We start from the raw sequence: 25,515 nt of genomic DNA on the forward strand, positions 1-25,515 counted from the left end.
CGCCCGCGCCGGTCCGTTCACGCGGTGCGGCGTGAGGCGAGGAACCGGGCCAGGACCACGGCGGCGAGCAGGCCGGTGATCATCTGGCCAGCGTAGGTCAGGACCATCGCGATGGTGACCGCCTCCTCGGGATCGGTGGCACCCGTCGAGGCGATCAACAGCCACAGGCCCCAGCAGGCCGCGGCCGCCGAGCCGGTCCATGCCACGGCGAGCGCCCCCCGGGCCCGTCGGGCTCCGCCCCGGGCCAGCTTCACCGCGCCCGCGCCCGCGGCCAGGGCGCATATCGCATGGGTGGCGGACACCGCGCCCGTCTGCGGATCGAACCGGGCGATCTGTGACGCGCTGAGCCCGGCCGTGCCGCCGAAGGCCCAGAAGAGTTGCACGGCTGCCACGGCCACGGCCGTCAGCGCCGCGGCTCCCGCCACCACCCCCGTGGGTGACGGGAGCCGCTCCCCCAGGACGCCCTGCCACCGGCTGCCCCAGCGCTCCCGCGCATAGGGGACGAACAACCCGGCCAGGGCTATGGCCTGCACGATGAAGCCGCTGTAGACGACGTTGAACACCCAAGGGTCGAGGAAGGGCTCCTTGGCCGCCTCCGCGGCAGCGTCCGGACCCAGGCCCGCGACTCCCATGAGGCGTTGGGCGGGGAAGGCCACGACGATCGGGACGAGCAGTCCGGTGGCGATGAACACCGGGACGGTCAGCAGCCAGGTCGGCACCCGTATGCCCCAGGAACGGGTGAACACCAGCACGAGCACGATGACGGCCGAGTCCATGACCAGGGTGACGGCATTGGCCACCTCGAAGAACATGCCGGGCCCCAGCAGCACGCTGCCGTCCGGTATCCCGATGCGGCTCCCCGCCAGCCAGGCGCCTTTGAGGCACAGGTAGGGAACGGTGGCGGCCAGGGCCGCCGCTCGCAGTACCCGTCCGACGGCCCCGGGACGGGAGGCCCCCGGACCGCCGGCCGGCGGCCGCGCCGTGTACGTCGTCTCGCTCGTGTGCACCGCTCGTGTGGTCATGACCCAACGGTCGCGTGCGCGCCGCCCCACCACCTCCCCCGTGAAGGGGAACCGCCTCCCCCGTCCGGGGGAGAAACCCCCGCCCGGGGGAGGACCCCGCCCGGTGGGAGGACCCCCGCGTCCGCCGCCTCACATGCGGCGCGTCACCACCGACAGCCGGTCGCGGGCCTCGAACAGGGCTGCTTTGATGGCCTGTTCGTGCTGCGGCGTCAGCCGGGCGACCGGCACCGAGCAGCTCACCGCGTCCCGCGCCGGGGTGCGGTAGGGCACCGCCACCCCGAAGCAGCGCAGTCCGAGGGTGTTCTCCTCCCGGTCGACCGCGTAGCCCTGCTCCCGCACCAGTGCCAACTCGTCCACGAGCCGATCCCGGTCGGTGATGGTGTGCTCGGTCACCGCCTCCAGCCGCCGCGGCAGCAGCCCCCGCACCTCGTCGTCGGTGTGCGTGGCCAGCAGCGCCTTACCGAGGGCCGTCGAGTGCACGGGCAGCCGCCGGCCGACACGGGTGAAGGGCCGCAGGTAGTGCTGGGACGGCCGGGTCGCGAGGTAGACGACGCTCGTCCCGTCCATCCGGGCCAGGTGGATCGTCTCGGTCGTGTCGTCGGAGAGCCGGTCCAGGGTGGGCCGGGCCGCCGCGACCACTTCGTCCCCGTCGATGTAGGAACTGCCGACCAGCAGGGCCCGTACGCCGATGCCGTACCGCGTGCCGGTCGCGTCCGTCTCCACCCAGCCCAGGTTTACCAGCGTGCGCAGCAGCATGTACAGGCTGGACTTGGGCAGCGAGAGGTCGTGTTGGATGTCGGCCAGGCTGTGCAGTCCCGGCCGGGCCGCGAAGTGTTCCAGCAACATGACCGTGCGCACGGCCGACTTGACGGCCGCCGGGGCCCCCGAACCGCCCGCTTCCGCCCCTTGGTCCCCTGACGCCCCGGACTCACCTGTGGTCATCGGCCTTCGTGCCCCTCTTGTCTCGTTTCCCTTGTCAACCGGGAAGACGCGGAAATAGAGTCCACGCTGGATGTGATCATTCATCCTTCGGAACGGCGTTCAGAATACTGAACGACGACACCGCGCGGGTCAGCGTAGATCCAGGAGGCAGTGCGCCATGGCAGCAACACCAGTCTGGAGTGTGGACCCCCGCACCGGGAAGCAACACGGTCAGGTTGCGGTGGAGGCCACACCCCGGGAGGTGGAGGGGGCCGTACGCGCGGCGCACGCCGCCCGGGGCGCGCTGGCGGACCGCGCCGCCCGGACCGCCTTCCTGCGCGGGGCAGCCGACCTGCTGGACGGGGCCGCGGACCAGGTCGTCGAAACCGCCGAGGCCGAGACCGCCCTCGGGCCCGGCCGCCTCACCGGCGAACTGGCCCGCACCACCGGCCAACTGCGGGCCTTCGCCGACGCCGTGGACGAGGGGGCGTACCTCGACATCCGCGTCGACCACGCCGACCCGTCACTGACTCCGCCGCGCCCGGACCTGCGCCGTTACAAGGTGCCGCTGGGCGTGACCGCCGTCTACGCCGCCTCCAACTTCCCGCTCGCCTTCTCCGTGCCCGGCGGGGACACCGCGAGCGCGCTGGCCGCCGGATGCCCCGTGGTGGTCAAGGCGCACCCCGACCACCCGGCCACCTCCGAACTGTGCGCCGCCCTGCTGCGCCGGGCGGCGGTGGGCGCCGGATTGCCGGCCGACATCGTGTCGGTCGTCCACGGCTTCGGGGCCGGGCTGGAGCTGATCCGCCACCCGCTCGTCGCGGCGGCCGGGTTCACCGGTTCCATCCGGGGCGGGCGAGCCCTGTTCGACGCGGCCGCCGCCCGTCCCGTGCCGATCCCCTTCCACGGCGAACTGGGCTCGCTGAACCCCGTCGTGGTCACCCCGGCCGCGGTCGCCGAGCGCGCCGAGGAGATCGGAGCGGGGCTCGCGGGCTCGCTCACGCTCGGGGTGGGCCAGTTCTGCGTCAAGCCGGGGCTCGTCCTCCTCCCCGAGGGCCCGGACGGCGACCGCCTCACCGCCGCGCTCGGCAAGGCGCTCGGCGAGAGTGGGCCGGGGGTGCTGCTGGACCACCGGATGCGGGACGCCTTCGTCGCCGGCGTCCGCGAGCGCTCGGCGCTGCCCGGCGTCGACGCGCCCGTCGCACCCGGCCCGGCCGGTGAACACGCCGTCGCCCCCGGGTACCTGAGCGTGCCGGCCCGGAGTCTCCTCGACGGCGGGCCGTCCTACGAGGTGCTCCTGGAGGAGTGCTTCGGCCCGGTCGGCGTCGTCGTCCGGTACGCGGACGGGCGCGAGCCGGCCGAAGTGCTGGGCCGGCTCGCGGGGAACCTGAGCGCCACCCTCCAGCTCTCGACGGCCGAGGCCGAGGGGGCCCCCGGACCGGCCACCGAACTGATCGAGCGGGTCACCGGCTTGGCCGGCCGGATCGTCGTGAACGGCTGGCCGACCGGGGTCGCGGTGGCGCCGGCCCAGCACCACGGCGGCCCGTACCCGGCGGCGACCTCACACTCGACCTCGGTCGGCGCCACCGCCATCGAGCGCTGGCTGCGGCCGGTGGTCTACCAATCGGTGCCGGACGCGCTGCTCCCGGCGGAGCTGCGCGAGGGCAACCCGCTCGGCCTGCCGCGGCGGGTCACGGGCGGCTGACGGGCGTCCGACGGGCGGCTTGCGGCGGGCGGCCGGGGGTGCGCGGACGGCGGCGGGCGGGCGCGGGCGCGGCGGGCGGGCGCGGCGGGTCCGGGCGGGCGCGGCGGGTCCGGGCGGAGGCCGCCGGGCGGCGGGCCGGGCCGGTCGACCGCGGGAGGTTCCGGCGCGCTCGCGGAGGCGGCCCGAATCCGTTGCCACCTCCGCCCCGGGCAGGGCAGGCTGCCGCCCATGCCGAAGCCGCACGGGTTCACGTACGAAAAACAGGGCGACTGCGTCGTCATCACGCACCGGGGTCGCGCCGCGGGCACCCTACGGGGGGCCCGGGCCGGGAAGTTCCTCGCCGAGGTGGAGTCCGGCGGCCCCCAACTCGTCATGGCCCGCTGGACCGGCGCGTACAAGTTCGGCAACGAGCGCACGGCTCGGAACCACCCGCGCAACCGCGGCTGAGAAGTCTTGCGAGGTAAGGGAACGGCAAAGCGGTGTCGGTCGTTCTCCCGGCATGACCGCTATGACCCCTGGTTCCAATCTGCCGCTCCATACCGTCCGTGTGACGGTCGATGTGGCTGCCCCGGTGCGGCTCGACGTGTCGGGACTCCTCCTCACGGCGGACGGCAAGGTGCGTTCGGACGCCGACTTCATCTTCTACAACCAGCCGTCCGGACCCGGTGTGGACTACCGGTCCGGCGGCGGTTCGGCGCCCGACTCGATCACCGTCGACACCTCCGCCCTCCCGCCGGGGATCGAGCGGATCGTCGTCACGGCGAGTCCGGACGCCGCCGGACAGAACTTCCAGGGCATCGAGCCCACCGCCACCGTGCGGGACGCCGTGAGCGGCACGGTGATCGCCACCTTCACCCCGCCGCGGCTCGGCGCCGAGACCGCCCTCGTGGTGGTGGAGGTGTACCAGCGCGGCGGCGTGTGGAAGGTGCGTGCCGTGGGCCAGGGGTACGCCAATGGTCTCGCCGGCATCGCCACGGACTTCGGGGTCACGGTCGAGGAGGAGCCGGCTACGGCCGTCCCGCCGATGCCCACGGCCGCGCCCTCGGCCGTTGCCCCGCCGATGCCGTCGGCGCCCGCCCCTGCCCCGGTCGCTGCCGCCCCCGCTCCCGCCGCCACACCGGCCGCCGGCACCGGGAAGATCAACCTCGACAAGGGGCGGGTCAACCTGCGGAAGAACCAGACCGTCTCACTCGTCAAGGGCGGCCGCCCGCTGCTCTCCCAGGTCAAGATGGGCCTGGGCTGGGAGCCCGCGTTCGGCGGCCGGGCCATCGACCTCGACGCGTCCGTCATCGCCTACGGTCCGCAGCGCAACCACATCGACAGTTGCTACTTCGGCAAGCTGTCCATCCTGGGCGGCGCCGTCAAGCACTCGGGTGACAATCTGACCGGTGAGGGGGCCGGGGACGACGAGGTGATCGTCGTGGACCTCGGCCGACTGCCCGCCGAGGTCACGGGCCTGGTCTTCACGGTCAACTCCTTCTCCGGCCAGAAGTTCAGCGAGGTGGCGAAGGCCTACTGCCGGCTGATCGACGCCGCGAGCGACGAGGAACTGGTCCGCTTCGACCTCACCGGAGCGGAGCCGCAGACCGGCGTCATGATGGCCAAGTTGATCAAACAGTTCAGCGGCGAGTGGGAGATGACGGCCATGGGCGACTTTGTGAAGTCCCGCACAGTGCGGGGCATGGTCAAGCCCGCCTCGGAAGCACTCTGAGCAGGTGGGCGGCCACGTGGCGCGACCGGTGCCGAGACCGGGTGAGCGATGACACCTCTAAATCGGAGGTGACTGTCAGTGGCCGCCCGTAGCCTTGTAACCATGCAGAAGACACTCCAGCCCGCGGGTCCGGCCCGCCCGTCCGCCGCAGAGGCGAACGCGGCGATCCGGCACCTCGTCGAGACCCGAGTGGACGACGAGTGGCCCTCCGAGGCGTACGAATTCCTGCTTGAGGAATGGGCCGCGGCGTCCCGCGCGGAGGCCGCCCCGGCCCAGTAGGGCCGGTAACCGGCCGGGCCGTATCGGCCCGGCCGCGCCGTCCGTCGGCGTCCTCAGCGGGCGCGCCGCCAAGGCCCGGTGATGGCCAGCATGATCCCCGGCTCCTGGATGTTGGCGTACAGCGTGCGCCCGTCCGGTGCGAAGCAGACGCCGGTGAACTCCGAGTACTCGGGGTTCTCGGCCGTCCCCGTGTTCATCTCGTTGCGGGCGAGCGGATAGGTGCGGCCCGACTCCGTCGCGCCGAGCAGGTGCTGGACGCCCTCGCCGTCCTCCGCGATGACCAGACCGCCGTACGGGGACACCGTGATGTTGTCGGGGCCGTCGAAGGCACCCTCCTTGGACGGGTCGGGGTTCACCCCGAACAGGACCATCAGCCGGATCGTGCGGCGCCTCGGGTCGTAGAACCACACCTGGCCGTCGTGCGCGGGGCCCGGGCTCTCGGAGCGGGCATAGGAGGAGACGAAGTACGCGCCCCCGTCGGCCCACCACATGCCCTCCAGCTTGCGCGCCCGGGTCACGGCGTCCGCCCCGAACTGCTTGCGCACCGACGTCGTACGCCCGTCGCGGGCCGGGACCTCCACCCAGTCGACCCCGTACACGGTGCCGGTCCGCGTCGCGCGCGAGAGGTCGTCCACGAACCGCCCCGAGCTGTCGAAGCACTTGGCCGCCGCGAGCACGCCCGCGTCGGGGGCGAGCGTACGGAGCTTGCCGCGTCCGTGGCGGAAGCCGTGCGGCGGGGTCCAGCGGTAGAGCAGGCCGTTGGGGCCGGATGCGTCCTCCGTGAGGTAGGCGTTGCCCTGGCGCGGGTCGATGACGACGGCTTCGTGCGCGTACCGCCCGAACGCCTTGACGGGCTGAGGGTCGCGGTTGGCACGGCGGTCGTGCGGATCGACCTCGAAGACGTAGCCGTGGTCCTTGGTCATCCCGTTCTTGCCGGCCAAGTCCTCGCTCTCCTCGCAGGTCAGCCAGGTGCCCCAGGGAGTGGCGCCGCCGGCGCAGTTGGTGGACGTACCGGCGATGCCGACCCATTCGGCGACCTCGCCGCCGCGGCGGACCTCGACGACCGTGCAGCCGCCGGAGGCCGCGGGGTCGTAGACGAGGCCCTCGGTGAGCGGGACCGGGTGGGCCCAGCCGGAGCGGGGGCCCTTCAACTCGTGGTTGTGGACGAGGAGGGTGACCCCGCGTGCGCCCTCGAAGGCGGCCGTGCCGTCGTGGTTGGAGGGGGTGCTCTCGCCGGAGTCGAGTTTCGTCACGCCGCTGTGGGTGATGACGCGGTACGTGAAACCGGCCGGGAGGGCGAGGATTCCGGCCGGGTCGGAGACGAGGGGGCCGTAGCCGGGCTCGCGCGGGTGACCGTTCTCGTCGTGCCGCGCGGTGTCGTCGGCCGCCAGTGCACCGGGGGCGGTGGCGAGCGCGCCGACGGTGCCGGTGAGCGCGACTCCCGCACCGGCGATGACGGTGCGGGAGGTGAAGTCTCTACGGCTGAGGGGCATCGTGGCTCCAAGGGATGGGCGGTGGTGCGCCTGTCGTACGGTCGTCGGCGCACACGCTCGCGCCCGCACGTGGACGCCGGCTGAACTACCCCCGACGCCGGACTGTGCCTTGCCCGCCGCCCGGAATGGCGAACTCCGGCCGTACGTCGGCTCGTTGTACCCCCTTGCGGCGCGGGCCCGGACCCTGCCGTTGCGGCGAGCCGCCGGGGCCGTCGGGCGCGGAACAGGAACCGGTGCCCCCGCCGCCCGAGGCCCCGCCCCGAGCCCCCCGCTCCCGGGACACCCGGACCGATACCTGTGGCCAACCCGGCGCCCACGCCCGCTCCGGCGGCCGGGAGCACACCTGGTCCGGGACCGGCGAACCCGACTCCAGCGGTACGCCGCCCGGGCCGTCCGAGCCGACAAAGCAAACGGCCCGGGGGTCCGCCCGGGAGTCGGGCCCCCGGGCGGACCCCCGGGCGTGGGGTCGGGGCCGCTCCGTCGCGCAACGCCCAGCCTCGAACCGGCCAGGGACCCCTCGCGCCCCGTCAGCGGCGGCGGGACCGGGCCTTGAAGGCGGCCTTGCGGGCTTCCTTCGCCGCCTTCTTGTCCGGGTGCAGGCGGCCCATCGCCTCCAGAACGTCCGCCGTCGCCGGGTGCTCCACCCGCCACACCTCGTCGAAGAACCCGGCGTGGTGTCCCGTCAGGCTCCCCATCAGCAGCGGCAGTTCGTCCGCCTCCCCGTCCGCCGCGAGCTGCGCCGCGATCGTGTCGACCGTCAGCCAGAACACCATCGCCCCGTCCGGGGCCGGTACGTCCGTCGCCCCCCGCTCGGCCAGCCAGACCCGTGCCAGCCCGCCCAGGCGCGGGTCCCCCAGTACCGCCCGGACCGCGGGTTCCGCCGCCGGTCCGGCCGGGGCGAGTGCCTGCTGGCAGCGCAGTCGGCGCAGCGGGGCCCCTTCGTCGTCGCCCCGCGCCGCGTCGAGCAGTTCGGCCGCCGCCGACGACAGTTCGCGTCCGGCCAGCCACTGCTCCATCTCGGCCTGCGCCGCGTGCTCCGGGTAGTGGGAGACGGCGTCCAGCAGTGCGTCGGCGCCCTTGTCGGCCAGTTCACCGATGGCGGGCGCCTCGACCCCGGCTTCGAGCATGCGAGCGCGGACGCCGTACAGGCCGAGGGGAGTCAGCCGCACCATGCCGTACCGGGCGATGTCGTCCTCGTCCACCTCGGCCGGGTCCGGGAGCGGTTCCTCGTCGTCCGCCTCCGCCATCAGCTCCTCGTCCACGGGCCGGAACTCGACCAGCCCGATGGGTTCCAGCTGCCGGAACTGGTCGTCGAGGCGCATCATCGCGTCGGAGACCTGTTCCAACACCGCGTCGGTCGGCTCCCCCATGTCGTCGGGGACGACCATGGAGGCGGCGAGGACGGGCAGCGGCACCGGGCTCTCCCCCGCGCCGCCCTCCGCGACCGTGAGCAGGTAGAGGTTGGCGAGGACCCCGTCCAGGAAGTCCGCCTCGCGCGCCGGGTTCCAGTCGAGGCGGTCGAAGTCGATTTCCCCGCCGTCCTCCAGCGCGTCGACGAGGTCGTCCAGCTCGGGTACGGCGGCATCCGCGAGGACGGTGTCCAAGGCGGCCAGCCACAGGTTGAGTACGTCGGCGGGCGCGCCCCCGCCGATCAGCGCGAGGTCCTCCCCGGGCGCGGCGGTCCCGTGCTCCGGCTCACCGGCGCCGCCGCCCTGGGAGGCGGCGCCGGATTCCGGTTCGCCTTCGGCTTCGGCTTCGGGATCGGGTTCGGCTTCGGGCTCGGGTTCGGTCACGTCGACCAGCCCGGTGTCGACGGCCACCCGCCAGGCCCGGCTCGCATACATCGGGCCGTCCGGGTCGGCCGCGTCGAACCCGAGTACGGTCGCGGCCCGCGGCAACTGGTCGGCGGCCAGCTCGCCGCCGATCTCGACGCGCGTGTCGGGCCCGGCCCACCGCGCGAGGCGCACGGCCCGGGCGAACAGGGGTGTGACGAGGGCGTCGCGGGCCAGCTCCGCATCGGAGTGCAGCCGTACCGGCGGCAGCGTGGGGTGCGGCTCTGCGGACATGGGGCGGTTCTCCTCGGGGACGCGGTGGTGGGACCGTCGGGCCGAACGGCGACGCCCAGCGTAGACGCATTTCGGGCACGTCCAGGGGGCCAACACCTTTGGTTCATCCCACAGTCAGATGCCGTCTTCCCTGGAGACCTTGACAACTTCACGTCCCACACAGGAAATTGACGCGCGTAGACATAGCGAAGGCCCCAACCCCAAACCCTGCACACCATTCCGGGCACCCGCGGTCCTTCGGGTTCCCCCTCCACACACCGGAGTTCCTGACCATGCGCTCCTCGAACCCCCGTTCCGCCGCCATCGCGGCCCTCGTCGCCACGGCCCTGGCCACCGGCCTGCTCGCGGGCTCCGCCGACGCGGCCGAGGGCGCCGCGTCCGCCGATCCCGTCCGGATCCACGACATCCAGGGCACCACCCGGATATCCCCGCTCAACGGCAAGCAGGTCACCGGTGTCGAGGGCATCGTCACCGGCGTGCGCACGTACGGCTCGCGCGGCTTCTGGATGCAGGACCCGGACGCCGACGACGACGCGGCCACCAGCGAGGGCATCTTCGTGTTCACCAGCTCGGTCCCGACCGTCGCGGTCGGCGACGCCGTCAAGGTGAACGGCACGGTCGGCGAGTACATCCCGGGCGGGAACTCCTCCGGCAACCAGTCGGTCACCCAGATCTCCAAGCCGGCCGTCACCGTGGTCTCCTCCGGCAACGCGCTGCCCGAGGCCATCGCGGTCAACGAGTACAGCGTCCCCGCCGAGTACGCCCCGGCCGGCGACGCGGCCGCCGCGGGCAGCATCAACGGCCTGACGCTGGAGCCCTCGCGGTACGCCCTGGACTACTACGAGTCCCTGGAGGGCATGAACGTCCGCATCGGCACCTCGCGCGTCGTCGGCGCCACCGACCGGTACGCCGAGCTCTGGGTCACGGTGAAGGGCTGGGAGAACACCGCCAAGCGCGGCGGCACGCTCTACGGCTCGTACGAGTCCCAGAACACCGGCCGTCTCCAGGTCCAGCAGCTCGCGCCGCTCGCGCAGCAGCCCTTCCCCGTGGCGAACGTCGGCGACAAGCTGACCGGCACCACCGAGGGCCCCCTCGACTACAACCAGTTCGGGGGCTACACCCTGGTCGCGCGCACCCTCGGGCAGGTCCAGGCGGGCACGCTCGCCCCCGAGAAGACCAAGACGCAGGCTCCGGGCGAGCTGGCGGTGGCCACGTACAACGTCGAGAACCTCGACCCGTCCGACCCGCAGACGAAGTTCGACAACCTGGCGAAGGCCGTCGTCGAGAACCTCGCCTCCCCCGACATCGTGGCCTTGGAGGAGATCCAGGACGACAACGGCGTCAAGAACGACGGCACCGTCTCCGCGGAGCAGACATTGACCAAGTTCACCGCCGCCATCGCGGCGGCGGGCGGTCCCGCCTACCAGTGGCGGACCGTCAACCCGGAGGACAACAAGGACGGCGGCGAGCCCGGCGGCAACATCCGCCAGGTGTTCCTGTTCAACCCGGCCCGCGTCTCCTTCACCGACCGCGCGGCCGGCGATTCCACCACCGCGACCGGCGTGACGACGGAGAAGGGCCACGCGGCGCTGACCCACTCCCCCGGCCGGATCGACCCGGCCAACCCGGCATGGACCGACAGCCGCAAGCCGCTGGCGGGCGAGTTCGTCTTCCGCGGCCGGACGGTCTTCGTGATCGCCAACCACTTCACCTCGAAGGGCGGCGACGAAGGCCTGACCTCCGCGCACCAGCCTCCGGTGCGGTCCTCGGAGGCCAAGCGGCTGCTCCAGGCGCAGGCCGTGAACGGCTTCGTGAAGGACATCCTGGCGACGGAGAAGAACGCCGACGTCCTCGCGCTCGGCGACATCAACGACTTCGAGTTCTCGGGGACGGCGAAGGCGCTGGAGGACGGCGGCGCGCTGTACTCGGCGATCAAGTCGCTGCCGAAGGCGGAACGTTACTCCTATGTCTACCAGGGCAACGCGCAGGTGCTGGACCAGATCCTGACGAGCCCGGCGGTGAAGAACTTCTCCTACGACAGCGTGCACATCAACGCCGAGTTCTCCGCCCAGAACAGCGACCACGACCCGCAGGTGCTGCGCTTCCGCCCCTGACCGCGGTCCGCGGACCGTCGGCCGTGGGCGGCCCGGGTGCTCTCCGGCCCGGGCCGCCTGCCACACTGCCGCCATGATCCTCCGCACCGCGACCCGTGCCGACCTTCCCGTCATCCTGGCCCTCCTGGCGGACGGCGACGACGCCCGGGTCACCGAGGCGCACGAGCGGGCCTTCGCGGCCATCGGGGCGGACCCGCGCAACGAGATGCTCGTCCTGGCGGACGGCGACCGGGTGCTGGGCTGCCTCCAACTGACGTACATCCCGAGTCTCGGCCGGGGCGGCCCTGGAGCGGGCGCTGATCGAGGCGGTACGGGTGCGCCCCGAGCGGCGGGGGGACGGGCTGGGCACGGAACTGATGGAGCGGGCGGTGGCACGGGCCCGGGAGCGCGGCTGCGCTCTGGTGCAGCTGACCAGCAACAAGCGCCGGGTCCACGCGCATCGCTTCTACGAGCGGCTGGGTTTCACCCGCAGTCACGACGGGTTCAAGCTGTCGCTGACGGACTGAGCGCGCGCGGAGGGGGGCGAGATGAGGAGTTTCGTCCCTGACGTGACGCCGGCCACATCCGCACCCATTCGACCTGGGTTGTGGTGTTGAGTATCCCCACGCCGGAACCCGCTCGACCCGCCGGACCTACGCCGGACCCGACGCCCGACCCGCGCCCGACGCGTGCGACCCGCGCCGCGCGCACGCCAGGCCCACGCCCGATCCCGTCCCCCCGCACTCCTGGAGGACCGCGTGTTCCCCTCCGTCTCCCTCGCCCAGGAAATCGGCCTGGCCGTGCTGCTCGTGGCCGCGCTGGTCTGGGTCATCGGCCTCGGTCACATGCTGTGGGACGGCAGGTTCCACCACCCCGAGCCCGGCCCCCGCGAGGGCCTCGCGGCCATCCCGGGCCAGCGCGGCCCGGCCGGCCACCCGATGGAGACGGTCGAACTGACCGAGGAGGAGGAACGGGCCTTCGCCGGCCTGATCCGCACCATCGCCCTCCACTGAGGACCCCGTCCCGCGCGAACGCCCTCCCACCCCGCTCGGGGGTGTGGGAGGGCGTTCGCGCGTACGGCCGGGCGGGCCGGATCAGTTGTGGCTGTGCAGGACCTCGTTCAGGCCGCCCCAGACCGCGTTGTTCGGGCGGGCCTCGACGGCGCCGGTGACCGAGTTGCGGCGGAAGAGGATGTTGCTCGCGCCCGAGAGCTCCAGGGCCTTGACGATCTGGCCGTCCGGCAGGGTGACGCGGGTGCCGGCGGTGACGTAGAGGCCGGCCTCGACGATGCACTCGTCGCCCAGCGCGATGCCGACGCCCGCCTCGGCGCCGACCAGGCAGCGCTCACCGATCGAGATGATCTGCTTGCCGCCGCCCGAGAGGGTGCCCATGGTGGACGCGCCGCCGCCGATGTCCGAGCCGTCGCCGACCACCACACCGGCCGAGATGCGGCCCTCGATCATGGAGGTGCCGAGGGTTCCGGCGTTGAAGTTGACGAAGCCCTCGTGCATGACGGTGGTGCCCTCGGCGAGGTGCGCGCCGAGGCGGACGCGGTCGGCGTCGGCGATGCGCACGCCCTTGGGGGCGACGTAGTCCGTCATCCGCGGGAACTTGTCGATCGAGGTGACCTGGAGGTGCAGGCCCTCGGCGCGGGCGTTGAGCCGGACGGTCTCGACCTGGTCGACGGCGACCGGGCCGAGCGAGGTCCACGCGACGTTGGCCAGCAGGCCGAAGAGGCCGTCCAGGTTCTGGCCGTGCGGCTTGACCAGGCGGTGGCTGAGCAGGTGCAGGCGCAGGTACGCGTCGTGGGCGTCCAGCGGCTTGTCGTCGAGCGAGGCGATCACGGTGCGGACGGCTACGACCTCGACGCCGCGGCGCGCGTCCGGCCCGAGGGCCTTGGGCGCGGCCTCGCCGAGCAGTTCCACGGCCCGCTCGGCGGTGAGGCGCTCGGTGCCGGCCGGGCCGGGCTCGGCGACCAGCTCGGGGGCGGGGAACCAGGTGTCGAGGACGGTGCCGTCGGCGGCGAGGGTGGCAAGTCCGGCGGCGACGGCGCCGGTGGTACGCGTAGCAGTCATATCCGAAACCTAACCGGCCAGGGGCTCGCGTCGCGAACCGGTCTCATGTGCCGGGCGCGCTTCCCGTCCCCCGGTGCGACGGGCGTCCCCCACTCGGGCGTCACCTCCGCGCGCCTGCCGTGCCGACGCCAAGAACACCGCCCCACCCGCACCCACCGCCAGCGCGGCGCACAGCGGCCAGAGCAGCCCCGGCGCGGCGGAGTACAGGGCCCCGCCCAGCGGCGCGCCGAACACGACGCCGCTGATCGAGACCCCGGCGTACAGGCTCTGGAACCGGCCGACCGCGTGTTCCGGCGCCTGGTCGGCCACGTAGGCGGTGGCGGTGGTCTTGTAGAGGATCTCCCCGAGGCTCAGCAGCACCATCATGGCGACGGCGCTCGCCGCGCCCGCCCCGCCGAGCAGCGCCGCGTACCCGGCGCCGACGAGCACCAGGCCGGTGGCGATGACGGGCAGCGGGGGGCGGTGGCGCAGGGCGACGGCGGCTGGCAGCTCCAGCAGCAGGATGACGCCGCCGTTGAGCGCGATGACGAGCCCGAAGGCGCCGACGTCGAGACCGTGGTCGGCGAGGAACACCGGGAAGGTGCCGTACTGCTGGCGGTAGACGAGGTCGGTGACGAGGATCGCGCCGAGCAGGACGAGCACGGCCGGCCTCGCCCGCAGTTCCCCCCATACGCCGCGGCCCCGACCCCCGTCCGGGGCCGCGGCGGGCTTCACGGAGGCGCCGCGGGCGGGGACGACCCGGGCGGTCCAGACGGCGAAGAGGAGGCTGCCGAAGCCGTCGGCGACGAAGAGCCAGTCGTAGGACAGGGCGGTCGCGACGAGGGCCCCCAGGGGCGGGCCGAGGGTGAAGCCGCCGTTGGAGACGCAGCGCACCACGGCGAACGCCTGTCGGCGGGACCCTTCCGGCACGGTCACGGCGACCAGCGCGGAGTTCGCCGCGCGGATCACGCCCGAGGCGTACTGGGCCACCGGCAGGGCGGCGTACAGCAGCGGCGTGGGCAGCAGCGGAAGGCTCACCAGGGTCAGCCCGCCGAGGCCGGCGGCGGCGAGGAGGACCCGGCGGTGGCCGAAACGGTCGCCGTACCAGCCGCCGGTGAAGTTCCCGGCGACCATGCCGATGCCTCCGACGCCGACGGCGACACCCGCCTGCGCCGGGCCGAGGCCGCGCGGACCCGAGAGGTAGAGGAAGACGAAGACGAACGTGAAGCTGACGACCGCGTTGACGAACACTCCCGCCGCAAGCAGCCACACGACCCTCGGCACGTCCCCGAACGCCGACCCGCCGAACCCCGGCCTCCCGAACCCCTGCGGCACAGCCACCACCCCCGAGTCAGTTCCTTTTGGGAACGGACTATGCCAGCATGACAGCCTCGGGTCAACGGACAAAGGAGTTCCCATGGCCCAGCGCACCACCCTCGGCGACGCGGACTGCTCCATCGCCCAGGCCCTCGACGTCGTCGGGGACTGGTGGACGCTGTTGATCGTGCGCGACGCCGCCCGTGGCGTGCACCGCTTCGAGGCGTTCCAGCGGGAGCTGGGCATGTCCCGCAAGGTCCTCGCCGAGCGGCTGAAGCTGCTCGTGGACGCCGGGGTGCTGGCGCGCGTGCCGTACCAGGACCGCCCGGTCCGGTACGAGTACCGGCTGACGCCGCGCGGGCGGGGCCTACTGCCGGTGCTGGTCGCCCTCCAGGACTGGGGCGACACCTGGATCCTCGGAGAGGGAGAGATGACGGCGACGACGACGGAATCCTCGCGCGAGGCGGTACGCGTCCACGCGCTGCGCGGCACCCGACTGCCGGAGCTGCTGCTGCCGGACCGCTTCGGCGAGGCGCGCGACCCGGTGGCCGACACTCCGTTCACCGTCCTGTACTGCTTCCCGGGCGCGTACGCCCGAGCGGAGTCCTACCCGCCGGGCTGGGCGGGGATCCCGGGGGCGAAGGGCTGCACGCTGGAGTCGTGCACCTACCGGGACCAACTCGCGCAGTTCACGGCGGCGGGCGCGACGGTGCACGGGGTCTCCACCCAACGCCCCGACGAGCAGAAGGAGTTCGCGGAGGCGGAGGGCCTGCGTTTCCCGCTGCTCTCGGACGCGGACCTGGAACTGGTCGCGGCGCTTCGGCTGCCGACCTTCCGGGCGGCGGGGACGAGCCGGATCAAGCGGCTGACCCTGGTCGTGGACCGGGAGCGGACGGTGCGCGAGGTGCTCTACCCGATCCGGGACATCGAGGCGAGCGTCCGGGCCGCCCTCGCCGCCGTCCGCGCCGACGGCCCCTGAGCGGCCCGCGCCGACGGGCGTGGCCAGCTCCCGGCGCACGCGGACCGACCACGGAAAGAACACGAAGGGCGGCGAAAACACGGAGGGCCCCCGGCACGACCGTGCCGGGGGCCCTCTCGCGAACGCGGAACTCAGACGTTGAAGCCGAGCGCGCGCAACTGCTCACGGCCGTCGTCCGTGATCTTGTCCGGGCCCCACGGGGGCATCCAGACCCAGTTGATGCGGAGTTCGTTGACGATGCCGTCCGTCGCCGACTTCGCCTGGTCCTCGATGACGTCCGTCAGCGGGCAGGCCGCCGACGTCAGCGTCATGTCGAGGGTCGCGATGTTCGCGTCGTCGATGTGGATGCCGTAGATCAGGCCCAGGTTGACGACGTCGATGCCCAGCTCGGGGTCGACCACGTCGTAGAGGGCCTCGCGGACCTCTTCCTCGGTGGCCGGCTTGATCGACGCCTCGGGCGTCGCGTTCTCGGTCATGCCGTCTTCCTCTCGGCGTCGCCCAGTGCCTGGGCGGTCGCGTCCTTCCACGCCATCCAGCTCAGCAGAGCACACTTCACCCGCGCCGGATACTTGGAGACGCCGACGAACGCGACCGCGTCCTCCAGCACCTCCTCCATGGCCTCGTCGGGCTCGATCTTGCCCTTGGACTGCATCATCTCCAGGAACACGGCCTGGATCTTCCGCGCCTCGGCCAGCTCCTTGCCGACGAGCAGCTCGTTCAGTACGGACGCGCTGGCCTGGCTGATGGAGCAGCCCTGGCCCTCGTAGGAGACGTCGGTGAGCGTCTCCCCGTCGTACTTCACACGCAGCGTGATCTCGTCGCCACAGGTGGGGTTGACGTGGTGCACCTCGGCATCGCCGTCGCGCAGGCCACGCCCGTGCGGGTGCTTGTAGTGGTCCAGGATCAGTTCCTGGTACATCGAATCCAGCTTCACAGCGCTCTCGTCCGCCTCGTCGTCGTCCGACTCGTCGTCATCCGAAGAAGTTCCGTACGTGCTCAAGCCCGTCGATCAGCGCGTCGACCTCGGCCGGAGAGGAGTACAGGTAGAAAGACGCTCGCGTCGTCGCGGGAATTCCGTACCGCAGGCAGACCGGGCGCGCGCAGTGGTGTCCCACGCGGACCGCGATGCCCTGCTCGTCCAGCACCTGCCCGACATCGTGCGGGTGGATGTCCCCGAGGACGAAGGAGATCGCGGCGCCGCGGTCCTCGGCCGTGGTCGGGCCGATGATCCGCAGGCCGGGCACCTCGGCGAGGCGCTTGACCGCGTATTCGGTGATCGCGTGCTCATGGGCGGCGATCTTGTCCATGCCGATCGCCGTCAGGTAGTCCACGGCCGCGCCGAGGCCGACGGCCTGGGCGATCGGGGGCGTACCCGCCTCGAACTTGTGCGGCGCGGGAGCGTACGTCGAGGCGTGCATCGACACGGTCTCGATCATCTCGCCACCGCCGAGGAACGGCGGCAGGTCCTCCAGGAGCTCCTGGCGACCCCACAGGACGCCGATGCCGGTCGGGCCGCACATCTTGTGGCCGGTGAAGGCCACGAAGTCGGCGCCGAGCGCCTGTACGTCGAGCGGCATGTGCGGCGCGGCCTGCGAGGCGTCGATCAGCACGAGGGCGCCGACGTCCTGGGCGCGCCGGACGATCGCCTCGACCGGGTTGACGGTGCCCATGATGTTGGAGACCAGCGTGAAGGAGACGATCTTCGTCTTCTCCGTGATGACCTCTTCGATGTTGGACAGGTCGAGCCGGCCGTCGTCGGTGAGCCCGAACCACTTCAGCTTCGCGCCGGTGCGCTGCGACAGCAGCTGCCACGGGACGATGTTGGAGTGGTGCTCCATCTCCGTGATGGCGATCTCGGTCTCGCGGTCGACCCGGTAGGGCTCGTCCGCCCAGCCGAGCATGTTCGCGACCAGGTTGAGCGACTCGGAGGCGTTCTTGGTGAAGATCACCTCGTCGCGGCTCGGCGCGTTGATGAAGGCGGCGACCTTGTCGCGGGCGCCCTCGTACAGCGCCGTGGCCTCCTCGGCGAGCACGTGAACGCCGCGGTGGACGTTGGCGTTGTGCTGCTCGTAGTACTCGTTCAGCGCGTCGAGCACCTGGCGCGGTTTCTGCGAGGTCGCCGCGTTGTCCAGGTAAACGATCTTCTTCCCGTCGTGGACCACACGATCCAGCAGGGGGAAGTCCTTGCGGATCGCCTCGATGTCGAGGAGGCCAGGCAGCTGTGTCACGCGGTCGCGCCACCCTTCGTGCTGTACGCCTCGTAGCCTTCCGCCTCCAGCTTGTCGGCGAGCTCGGCGCCACCGGACTCGACGATGCGGCCTTCCGAGAAGACGTGGACGAAGTCGGGCTTGATGTAGCGGAGGATCCGCGTGTAGTGGGTGATCAGCAGCGTGCCGACCTCGCCGGTCGCGCGGACGCGGTTGACGCCCTCGGAGACCTGGCGCAGGGCGTCGACGTCGAGGCCGGAGTCGGTCTCGTCGAGGATCGCGATCTTCGGCTTGAGGAGCTCCAGCTGGAGGATCTCGTGGCGCTTCTTCTCACCACCGGAGAAGCCCTCGTTGACATTGCGCTCGGCGAAGGCCGGGTCCATCTGGAGCTGCTCCATGGCGGACTTGACCTCCTTCACCCAGGTACGCAGCTTCGGCGCCTCGCCGCGGATGGCGGTGGCGGAGGTGCGCAGGAAGTTGGAGACCGAGACGCCGGGGACCTCGACCGGGTACTGCATGGCGAGGAAGACGCCGGCGCGGGCGCGCTCGTCGACGGACATCTCCAGGACGTCTTCGCCGTCGAGGGTCACGGTGCCACCGGTGATGGTGTACTTCGGGTGACCGGCCAGCGAGTACGCGAGCGTGGACTTGCCGGAGCCGTTGGGACCCATGATGGCGTGCGTCTCACCCTGCTTGACGGTGAGGTCGACGCCCTTGAGGATCTCGCGGGCACCATTCTCGGCCTCGACGGAGACGTGCAGGTCGTGGATTTCAAGCGTTGCCATGGATACCTCAGGACTCCTGGGTGAGGGAGACGAGCACGTCGTCCCCTTCGATCTTTACGGGGTATACGGGGACGGGGCGCGTCGCGGGAAGGCCGGACGGCTTGCCGGTGCGCAGGTCGAAGGACGACCCGTGCAGCCAGCACTCGATCATGCAGTCCTCGACCTCGCCCTCCGAGAGGGACACGTTCGCGTGCGAGCAGATGTCGTTGATCGCGAACACCTCCCCTTCGGCGCGGACGATGGACACCGGCGTGCCGTCGAGCTCCACCCGCTTCGGGGTGTTGTCCTCCAGCTCGCTCAATGCGCAGGCCTTGACGTAATTCATCAGACGGAACCCTGGAGCTCGGCCTCGATCTTGGCGAGCAGGCGCTCCTCGATGTCGGGGACACCGATCTGGTGGACGAGCTCGGCGAAGAAGCCGCGCACGACCAGGCGCCGCGCCTCGTCGGCCGGGATACCGCGGGCCTGGAGGTAGAAGAGCTGTTCGTCGTCGAACCGGCCGGTGGCGGAGGCGTGGCCGGCGCCGACGATCTCGCCGGTCTCGATCTCCAGGTTCGGCACCGAGTCGACCCGCGCGCCGTCCGTGAGGACGAGGTTGCGGTTCATCTCGTAGGTGTCGGTGCCCTCGGCGCTCTTCTGGATGAGCACGTCACCGATCCAGACGGCGTGGGCGTCCTGGCCCTGCAGCGCGCCCTTGTAGACCACGTGGGACTTGCAGTGCGGGGCGTCGTGCGTGACCAGGAGGCGGTGCTCCTGGTGCTGGCCGGCGTCCGTGAAGTACAGACCGAGCAGCTCGGCCTCGCCGCCGGGGCCCGCGTAGCTGATCCGCGGGTGCAGGCGCACGACGTCGCCGCCGAAGGTGACGACGATCGACTTGTAGCTCGCGTCGCGGCCGACCAGCGTGTTGTGCTGGGAGCAGTGCACGGCGGTGTCGTCCCAGTCCTGGACCGACACGACGGTGAGCTTCGCGCCGTCGCCGACGAGGAACTCGACGTTGGCGGCGCGGACGCCGTCGCCGGTGTGGTCGATGACGATGACGGCCTCGGCGAAGGCCTGCACGTCGAAGACGGTGTGACCGAAGGTGGTGCCACCCTCTCCGTGCAGCGATACGCGCACGGGCTCGTCCAGGACGGCCTCCTTGGGCACGGTGACGACCGTGGCCTTGGCGAAGGAGGAGAACGCCTGGGCGGCGACGCGGTCCACGGGGGCGCCGGCCCTGCCGATGCGGGCGTCATCGCGCTCGACCGACTCGATCGTGACGACGTCGGGGGCGTCGATCTGGGCCTTCATGGTGCCGTTGGCGACCGCGGTGCCGTCGTGGAGACCACGCAGGCGCGCCAGCGGAGTGAAGCGCCACTCCTCCTCGCGGCCGTGGGGGACGGGGAAGTCCGCCACGTCGAAGGACGGGGGTGCACTCATCCGGGTGGCGACGGTGGACTCTGCGGCCACCGCGATCGCGCCGGCGGTGGTCGAGCCCGCCGGGATGTTCTGAGCCTCAGCCATGGCTGTCGTGTTGCTCACTCTCTTGTAAAGCGCTGCCTGCGTCGAAGAATTGCCGCTGATGCGGGGTGGTCGGACTAACCGACCGAACCCTCCATCTGCAGCTCGATCAGCCGGTTCAGCTCCAGCGCGTACTCCATGGGCAGCTCACGCGCGATGGGCTCGACGAAGCCGCGCACGATCATGGCCATGGCCTCGAACTCCGTCAGACCGCGGCTCATCAGGTAGAAGAGCTGGTCGTCGGAGACCTTGGAGACGGTGGCCTCGTGGCCCATGGAGACGTCGTCCTCGCGGACGTCGACGTACGGGTACGTGTCCGAGCGGGAGATCGTGTCGACCAGCAGCGCGTCGCACAGCACGTTGGACTTGGAGCCGTACGCGCCCTCGCCGATCTCGACCAGGCCGCGGTAGGAGGTGCGGCCGCCGCCACGCGCCACCGACTTGGAGACGATGTTGGAGGAGGTGTGCGGCGCCATGTGGACCATCTTGGAGCCGGCGTCCTGGTGCTGGCCCTCGCCCGCGAAGGCGATGGACAGGGTCTCGCCCTTGGCGTGCTCGCCCATCAGGTAGACGGCCGGGTACTTCATGGTGACCTTGGAGCCGATGTTGCCGTCGATCCACTCCATGGTCGCGCCCTCGTACGCCACGGCGCGCTTGGTGACCAGGTTGTAGACGTTGTTCGACCAGTTCTGGATGGTCGTGTAGCGGCAGCGGCCGCCCTTCTTGACGATGATCTCGACCACGGCGCTGTGCAGCGAGTCCGAGGAGTAGATCGGGGCGGTGCAACCCTCGACGTAGTGGACGTAGGCGTCCTCGTCGACGATGATCAGCGTCCGCTCGAACTGGCCCATGTTCTCCGTATTGATACGGAAGTACGCCTGGAGCGGGATGTCGACCTTGACGCCCTTGGGGACGTAGATGAACGAGCCGCCCGACCACACGGCGGTGTTCAGCGACGCGAACTTGTTGTCGCCGACCGGGATGACCGTGCCGAAGTACTCCTGGAAGAGCTCCGGGTGCTCCTTGAGCGCGGTGTCCGTGTCGAGGAAGATGACGCCCTGCTCCTCCAGGTCCTCGCGGATCTGGTGGTAGACGACCTCGGACTCGTACTGGGCCGCGACACCGGCGACGAGGCGCTGCTTCTCCGCCTCGGGGATGCCGAGCTTGTCGTACGTGTTCTTGATGTCCTGCGGCAGGTCCTCCCAGGAAGCGGCCTGCTTCTCGGTGGAGCGCACGAAGTACTTGATGTTGTCGAAGTCGATGCCGGAGAGGTCGGAGCCCCAGTTCGGCATGGGCTTCTTGCCGAACAGCTTGAGGCCCTTGAGGCGGAGGTTCAGCATCCACTCCGGCTCGGACTTCTTGGCGGAGATGTCGCGGACGACCTCTTCGGACAGACCCCGCTTGGCAGCGGCGCCGGCCGCGTCGGAGTCGGCCCAGCCGTATTCGTAGGTGCCCAGGCCATCGAGCTCAGGGTGAGCAGTCTCCGTGGTCATGCGGGGTTCCTCCCGGCCGTGCTTGCAGATACTGATGTGTCGGTCTGTGCGGCGCCCGTGGCGCCGGCGCTTCCGCTTCGCGGAATGAACGTCGTGCACACCCCGTCGCCGTGGGCGATGGTGGCGAGTCGCTGCACATGTGTCCCGAGCAGACGGGAGAAGACCTCGGTCTCCGCCTCGCAGAGCTGCGGGAACTGCTCGGCTACGTGGGCCACCGGGCAGTGGTGCTGGCAGAGCTGTTCACCGCTGTGCGGACCGGGAGCGCTCTTCGCCGTAGCAGCGTACCCGTCCGCGGTCAACGCCTTGGCCAGGGCCTCGGTGCGGCCCTCGGGGGCGGCCGCCGCGACGGATTCCCGGTAGGTCTCCGCCTGTGCGGCCATACGCGCCCGGGCGAAAGCGGCGACGGCCGCTTCTCCCTGCTCGCCCCCGCCGGCGGCCTGCGCGATCCAGCGCATGGCGTCCACGGCGAGCGAGTCGTAGGACTGGTCGAAGGCGTCACGACCGCAGTCGGTGAGCGCGAAGACCTTGGCCGGCCGACCCCGGGTGCGCGCCCCGTAGACGCGCTGCGCACGGGGTGCGACCACGTCGTCCGCGACGAGTGCGTCGAGGTGACGGCGCACGGCGGCCTGGGTGAGGCCGAGGCGCTGGGCGAGGTCGGCGACGGTGGACGGACCGTGGTCCAGGATGGAGCGCGCGACCCGGTCGCGGGTTGACCGCTCCCCGGTTGCGAGCTCCCCCTGAGGGGTCTCGATCATCCGTTCGCCGTATTTCACAACGCCATTGTTGCGTAATTAGCCGAGGCCAGACAAGCCGTGACGGACGCCACTCCTGGTGTCCTCCATCACTAAGGGTTACCTTATTTACTTAAAAGATCACCGAAAGCCGCACGTGAGAGCGAGTTCCGGCCCCCTTCACCCCACGGCCCGGGGGGCCGTCCGGCCCTCCGTAGACTCACCCGCATGAGTAACGACCCCGCCGTGGAGATCCGCGGACTGGTGAAGCGGTACGGCCCGAAAACCGCGGTGGACGGCCTCGACCTCACCGTCCGCAACGCCTCGGTCACCGCCGTCCTCGGCCCCAACGGCGCGGGCAAGACCACCACCGTCGAGATCTGCGAGGGCTACCTGCGCCCCGACGCCGGCACCGTACGCGTCCTCGGCCTCGACCCGATCGCCCAGGCCCCGGCCCTGCGGCCACGCGTCGGCGTGATGCTCCAGTCCGGCGGCGTGTACTCCGGCGCCCGGGCCGTGGAAATGCTGCGCCACATGGCGAGCCTCTACGCCGACCCGCTCGATGTCGCCGGCCTGGTGGAACGCCTCGGCCTCGGCGGATGCGGACGCACCCCCTACCGCCGGCTCTCCGGCGGCCAGCAGCAGCGCCTGGCCCTGGCCATGGCCGTCGTGGGCCGCCCCGAGCTGGTCTTCCTGGACGAACCGACCGCCGGCCTCGACCCGCAGGCCCGCCGCGCGACCTGGGACCTCGTACGGGAACTGCGCGCCGACGGCGTCGGCGTCGTCCTCACCACCCACCACATGGACGAGGCCGAACAGCTCGCCGACGAGGTCGCCATCGTGGACGCGGGCAAGGTCATCGCCCACGGCAGCCCCGAGCTGCTGTGCCGCGGTGGCGCCGAGAACACCCTGCGCTTCACCGGCCGCCCCTCCCTCGACCTGGCCTCGCTGCTCAAGGCCCTGCCCGACGGCACCCAGGCCGCCGAGCTCGGCACGGGCGTCTACCGGGTCACCGGAGAGGTCGACCCGCAGTTGCTGGCGACCGTCGCCTCCTGGTGCGCGCAGAACGGGGTGATGCCGGACAGCCTCACGGTGGAGCGGCACACCCTCGAAGACGTCTTCTTGGAACTCACGGGCAAGGAGCTGCGCGCATGAGCGCCGGTACGTTCACCCCCCGCTCCGCGGCCGCCCCCCTCTCCCGGATGATCAGGGCGCAGGCCCTGCTGGAGACGCGGATGCTGCTGCGCAACGGCGAGCAACTGCTGCTGACCGTGATCATCCCCGCGCTGCTGCTGGTGCTGTTCTCGACCGTGGACATCGTCAATGTGCCGGTCGCCGACGGGGGAACCGGCAAGTCCGTCGACTTCCTCGCGCCCGGCGTCCTCGCCCTCGCCGTGATGTCCACCGCCTTCACCGGCCAGGCCATCGCCACCGGCTTCGACCGGCGCTACGGGGTGCTCAAGCGGCTCGGTGCCTCCCCGTTGCCGCGCTGGGCGCTGATGGCCGCCAAGACCCTGTCGGTGCTGGTCACCGAGGTGCTCCAGGTCGCCCTGCTCACGGTGATCGCCCTGGCGCTGGGCTGGTCGCCGCACGGGAACCCGTTCGCCGTCGCCGCGCTGCTCCTGTTCGGCACCGCCGCCTTCTCCGGGCTCGGGCTGCTGATGGCGGGCACGCTGAAGGCCGAGGTGACCCTGGCCGGCGCCAACCTGGTGTTCCTGCTGCTGCTGGTCGGCGGCGGGGTGATCGTGCCGCTGGACAAGTTCCCGGGCGCGGTGCGCTCCGTACTGGAGCTGCTGCCCATTTCGGCGCTGTCGGACGGGCTGCGCGAGGTGCTCGGGCAGGGGGCGGCGATGCCGTGGGGCGAGGCGGCCGTGCTGGCCTGCTGGGCGGTGCTGGGCCTGGGCGCCGCCGCCCGCTTCTTCCGCTGGGAGTGAATCCCTTCCCCCGTTCGTTGTCCGGGCGCGAGGATGGGCGCCGCCGCACATAGGCGACGCACACCAGGACACCGGGGAGCGGGGCATGGGACAGCGCGAAGCCGTTCTGCGGCTGGACCGGCAGTGGGCGAGGGTCCGCTCGGGGGCCGCGCAGGCCGAGCCCGGGGAGGGCGACCGGCTGCTCGCCGAGCTGATCGGCGCCCTGCGCGAGCCCGCACGCACCGATGCCGAGTGCGCGGCGCGGCTGGGCCTGCGCCTGGGTGACCTCGCGGCCCGCCGGTTCGCCGCCGGGGACCGCGCGGGGGCCCTGTCCGCCGTCGAGGAGGCGCTGCGGCACGCCCGGGACGCGGCCGGGCACGATCCCGAGTACGCCCGCTGGTACGCCCGGGCCCTCATCAACCAGGGCGTCTGGCTGGCCTGGCCGCTGAGCGACGGGGACCGACTGCCCCGCTACCCGCTCGGCGCGGCCGGGGAGAACGGCCCGAGCCCCATGGAACGGGCGGCCGGTGAGCGCGCCCGTGACGTGACCCGGGCCGCCGTCGAGGTCTGGGCGGCCCTCGACCGCAACGATCCGGTCAACCGGCGCGGGCTCGCGCAGGCCGAGGTGTTCCTCGGGGACCGGCTCGCCGAGCTGGGCTCCACCGAGGACGCGGTGGCCTGGGCGGTGGACGCGGAGGCCGGCTTCCGTCGCATCCTGCTCTCCGCGCCGGGCCCGGAGGAGGTGGAGGAGGCGGAGGCCGCGCTCGACCACATCGGCCGCCAGGTGGAGCTGCGGCTGCGCCACCTGACCTTCGACTCCCTCGCCCGCCTGCGCGCCGGCGGACGGCTGCCCGAGCGGCTGCTGCCCCTGGCCGTGGTGGCCGCCCGGATCCAGGGCGCCCCGGAACCCGAGATCGCGGCGCGGTTGGGCCTGGGGGCCGAGCAGGTCGCCACGATGCTGGAGGTCACGCCCTGGACGGCGGTGTGGCGCGTCGAGGTGCGCGGCGCGGACGGACTGTGGACTGTCCCGGGGCAGGCCTGGCACGGCGCGTCCCAGGTCCGCGACCGTACGGCCGAGGAGGTCGCTGCCGAGTTGATCCGCGGGTTCCGGGCCTCCGCACGGTACCCGGGCGAGGAGGGCTTCTGGCGCGTGCGGGTGTGGTGGCACGAGGAGGGCGACCCGGCCACCGCCAAGTTCCGCCTGGTCATCGGCCCGGACGCACCCGTGGGCACCCCCTCGTGAAAC

At 71.9% G+C, this 25,515-nt stretch carries 24 protein-coding genes and 1 pseudogene; 11 read left to right on the forward strand and 14 right to left on the reverse strand.

The genetic code is table 11. The annotated features are described in order from the left end of the window. Positions 1-17: 17 nt before the first annotated feature. Complete coding sequence (locus ABZ934_RS17160) at positions 18-1,022, reverse strand: hypothetical protein (protein ID WP_361313437.1); 1,005 nt, start codon at positions 1,020-1,022, stop codon at positions 18-20. A gap of 129 nt (positions 1,023-1,151) precedes the next feature. Then, positions 1,152-1,964, reverse strand: a complete 813-nt coding sequence (locus ABZ934_RS17165; RefSeq protein ID WP_361313439.1) for an IclR family transcriptional regulator — start codon at positions 1,962-1,964, stop codon at positions 1,152-1,154. 157 nt (positions 1,965-2,121) lie between these two features. Between ABZ934_RS17165 and ABZ934_RS17170 the strand changes: the two genes are divergently transcribed. The 4 genes from ABZ934_RS17170 to ABZ934_RS17185 all read left to right on the forward strand — a co-directional run bounded on the left by ABZ934_RS17170 (position 2,122) and on the right by ABZ934_RS17185 (position 5,638). Beyond that, the gene (locus ABZ934_RS17170) at positions 2,122-3,648 is read left to right on the forward strand and encodes an aldehyde dehydrogenase (NADP(+)) (protein WP_361313442.1); all 1,527 of its coding nucleotides are present in this window, start codon (positions 2,122-2,124) and stop codon (positions 3,646-3,648) included. Between the two features lie 228 nt (positions 3,649-3,876). Further along, on the forward strand, positions 3,877-4,095 hold the full coding sequence (locus ABZ934_RS17175; RefSeq protein WP_361313444.1) for a hypothetical protein: 219 nt from the start codon (positions 3,877-3,879) through the stop codon (positions 4,093-4,095). Between the two features lie 61 nt (positions 4,096-4,156). Next, positions 4,157-5,359 (forward strand): TerD family protein, encoded by a 1,203-nt coding sequence (locus tag ABZ934_RS17180; protein ID WP_361313447.1) that lies wholly within the window; start codon positions 4,157-4,159, stop codon positions 5,357-5,359. Positions 5,360-5,461: 102 nt separating this feature from the next. Continuing rightward, positions 5,462-5,638, forward strand: a complete 177-nt coding sequence (locus ABZ934_RS17185; protein ID WP_361313450.1) for a hypothetical protein — start codon at positions 5,462-5,464, stop codon at positions 5,636-5,638. Positions 5,639-5,691: 53 nt separating this feature from the next. On the opposite strand, the gene ABZ934_RS17190 is transcribed toward ABZ934_RS17185, so the two are convergent. Then, positions 5,692-7,131, reverse strand: coding sequence for an alkaline phosphatase PhoX (locus tag ABZ934_RS17190; protein ID WP_361313453.1), 1,440 nt, complete (start codon positions 7,129-7,131; stop codon positions 5,692-5,694). 527 nt (positions 7,132-7,658) lie between these two features. Further along, positions 7,659-9,197 carry a hypothetical protein gene (locus tag ABZ934_RS17195; RefSeq protein WP_361313456.1) on the reverse strand — a complete coding sequence of 513 codons (1,539 nt, stop codon included), beginning with the start codon at positions 9,195-9,197 and terminating at the stop codon, positions 7,659-7,661. Positions 9,198-9,469: 272 nt separating this feature from the next. Here ABZ934_RS17195 and ABZ934_RS17200 point away from each other — a divergent pair, with 272 nt between their 5' ends. The 3 genes and pseudogenes from ABZ934_RS17200 (at position 9,470) to ABZ934_RS17210 (ending at position 12,303) form a co-directional block, all read left to right on the forward strand. Further along, positions 9,470-11,311 (forward strand): endonuclease/exonuclease/phosphatase family protein, encoded by a 1,842-nt coding sequence (locus ABZ934_RS17200; RefSeq protein ID WP_361313458.1) that lies wholly within the window; start codon positions 9,470-9,472, stop codon positions 11,309-11,311. Between the two features lie 73 nt (positions 11,312-11,384). Further along, a pseudogene (locus ABZ934_RS17205) lies at positions 11,385-11,817 on the forward strand (GNAT family N-acetyltransferase). A gap of 231 nt (positions 11,818-12,048) precedes the next feature. Further along, complete coding sequence (locus tag ABZ934_RS17210; RefSeq protein ID WP_361313461.1) at positions 12,049-12,303, forward strand: hypothetical protein; 255 nt, start codon at positions 12,049-12,051, stop codon at positions 12,301-12,303. Positions 12,304-12,384: 81 nt separating this feature from the next. Here ABZ934_RS17210 and dapD read toward each other — a convergent pair whose 3' ends face one another. After that, positions 12,385-13,365, reverse strand: coding sequence for a 2,3,4,5-tetrahydropyridine-2,6-dicarboxylate N-succinyltransferase (dapD, locus tag ABZ934_RS17215; RefSeq protein WP_361313464.1), 981 nt, complete (start codon positions 13,363-13,365; stop codon positions 12,385-12,387). Between the two features lie 9 nt (positions 13,366-13,374). After that, the gene (locus tag ABZ934_RS17220) at positions 13,375-14,685 is read right to left on the reverse strand and encodes an MFS transporter (protein WP_361313833.1); all 1,311 of its coding nucleotides are present in this window, start codon (positions 14,683-14,685) and stop codon (positions 13,375-13,377) included. 76 nt (positions 14,686-14,761) lie between these two features. Between ABZ934_RS17220 and ABZ934_RS17225 the strand changes: the two genes are divergently transcribed. Then, on the forward strand, positions 14,762-15,640 hold the full coding sequence (locus ABZ934_RS17225) for a winged helix-turn-helix transcriptional regulator (RefSeq protein WP_361313467.1): 879 nt from the start codon (positions 14,762-14,764) through the stop codon (positions 15,638-15,640). A gap of 131 nt (positions 15,641-15,771) precedes the next feature. On the opposite strand, the gene ABZ934_RS17230 is transcribed toward ABZ934_RS17225, so the two are convergent. The 8 genes from ABZ934_RS17230 to ABZ934_RS17265 all read right to left on the reverse strand — a co-directional run bounded on the left by ABZ934_RS17230 (position 15,772) and on the right by ABZ934_RS17265 (position 22,380). Beyond that, positions 15,772-16,116, reverse strand: coding sequence for a metal-sulfur cluster assembly factor (locus ABZ934_RS17230; protein ID WP_030388904.1), 345 nt, complete (start codon positions 16,114-16,116; stop codon positions 15,772-15,774). Next, complete coding sequence (sufU, locus tag ABZ934_RS17235; RefSeq protein WP_361313835.1) at positions 16,113-16,574, reverse strand: Fe-S cluster assembly sulfur transfer protein SufU; 462 nt, start codon at positions 16,572-16,574, stop codon at positions 16,113-16,115. The genes ABZ934_RS17230 and sufU overlap by 4 nt, the downstream gene beginning before the upstream one ends. 37 nt (positions 16,575-16,611) lie before the next feature. Next, positions 16,612-17,868: a cysteine desulfurase gene (locus tag ABZ934_RS17240; protein ID WP_361313470.1), complete on the reverse strand. Its 1,257-nt coding sequence runs from the start codon at positions 17,866-17,868 to the stop codon at positions 16,612-16,614. Continuing rightward, positions 17,865-18,632 carry a Fe-S cluster assembly ATPase SufC gene (gene sufC / locus ABZ934_RS17245; protein ID WP_266630406.1) on the reverse strand — a complete coding sequence of 256 codons (768 nt, stop codon included), beginning with the start codon at positions 18,630-18,632 and terminating at the stop codon, positions 17,865-17,867. The genes ABZ934_RS17240 and sufC overlap by 4 nt, the downstream gene beginning before the upstream one ends. 7 nt (positions 18,633-18,639) lie before the next feature. Next, a complete protein-coding gene (locus tag ABZ934_RS17250; protein ID WP_361137937.1) occupies positions 18,640-18,957 on the reverse strand; it encodes a bifunctional 3-phenylpropionate/cinnamic acid dioxygenase ferredoxin subunit in 318 nt (105 codons plus the stop codon). Continuing rightward, positions 18,957-20,135 (reverse strand): Fe-S cluster assembly protein SufD, encoded by a 1,179-nt coding sequence (sufD, locus tag ABZ934_RS17255; protein WP_361313472.1) that lies wholly within the window; start codon positions 20,133-20,135, stop codon positions 18,957-18,959. The genes ABZ934_RS17250 and sufD overlap by 1 nt, the downstream gene beginning before the upstream one ends. A gap of 74 nt (positions 20,136-20,209) precedes the next feature. Further along, on the reverse strand, positions 20,210-21,625 hold the full coding sequence (gene sufB, locus ABZ934_RS17260; RefSeq protein ID WP_361313475.1) for a Fe-S cluster assembly protein SufB: 1,416 nt from the start codon (positions 21,623-21,625) through the stop codon (positions 20,210-20,212). After that, positions 21,622-22,380, reverse strand: coding sequence for a helix-turn-helix domain-containing protein (locus tag ABZ934_RS17265; RefSeq protein ID WP_361313478.1), 759 nt, complete (start codon positions 22,378-22,380; stop codon positions 21,622-21,624). Before ABZ934_RS17265 ends, sufB begins: the two co-directional genes overlap by 4 nt. Before the next feature lie 204 nt (positions 22,381-22,584). Here ABZ934_RS17265 and ABZ934_RS17270 point away from each other — a divergent pair, with 204 nt between their 5' ends. From ABZ934_RS17270 to ABZ934_RS17280, 3 genes are all read left to right on the forward strand, one after another. Continuing rightward, positions 22,585-23,511 carry an ABC transporter ATP-binding protein gene (locus ABZ934_RS17270; protein WP_361313480.1) on the forward strand — a complete coding sequence of 309 codons (927 nt, stop codon included), beginning with the start codon at positions 22,585-22,587 and terminating at the stop codon, positions 23,509-23,511. Further along, complete coding sequence (locus tag ABZ934_RS17275; protein WP_361313483.1) at positions 23,508-24,290, forward strand: ABC transporter permease; 783 nt, start codon at positions 23,508-23,510, stop codon at positions 24,288-24,290. Before ABZ934_RS17270 ends, ABZ934_RS17275 begins: the two co-directional genes overlap by 4 nt. An 85-nt stretch (positions 24,291-24,375) precedes the next feature. Further along, positions 24,376-25,512 carry a hypothetical protein gene (locus ABZ934_RS17280; protein ID WP_361313486.1) on the forward strand — a complete coding sequence of 379 codons (1,137 nt, stop codon included), beginning with the start codon at positions 24,376-24,378 and terminating at the stop codon, positions 25,510-25,512. The last annotated feature ends 3 nt before the right edge of the window (positions 25,513-25,515 follow it).

Origin of the sequence: Streptomyces sp. NPDC046557 (assembly GCF_040645975.1) — a bacterium.
Lineage (GTDB): Bacteria > Actinomycetota > Actinomycetes > Streptomycetales > Streptomycetaceae > Streptomyces.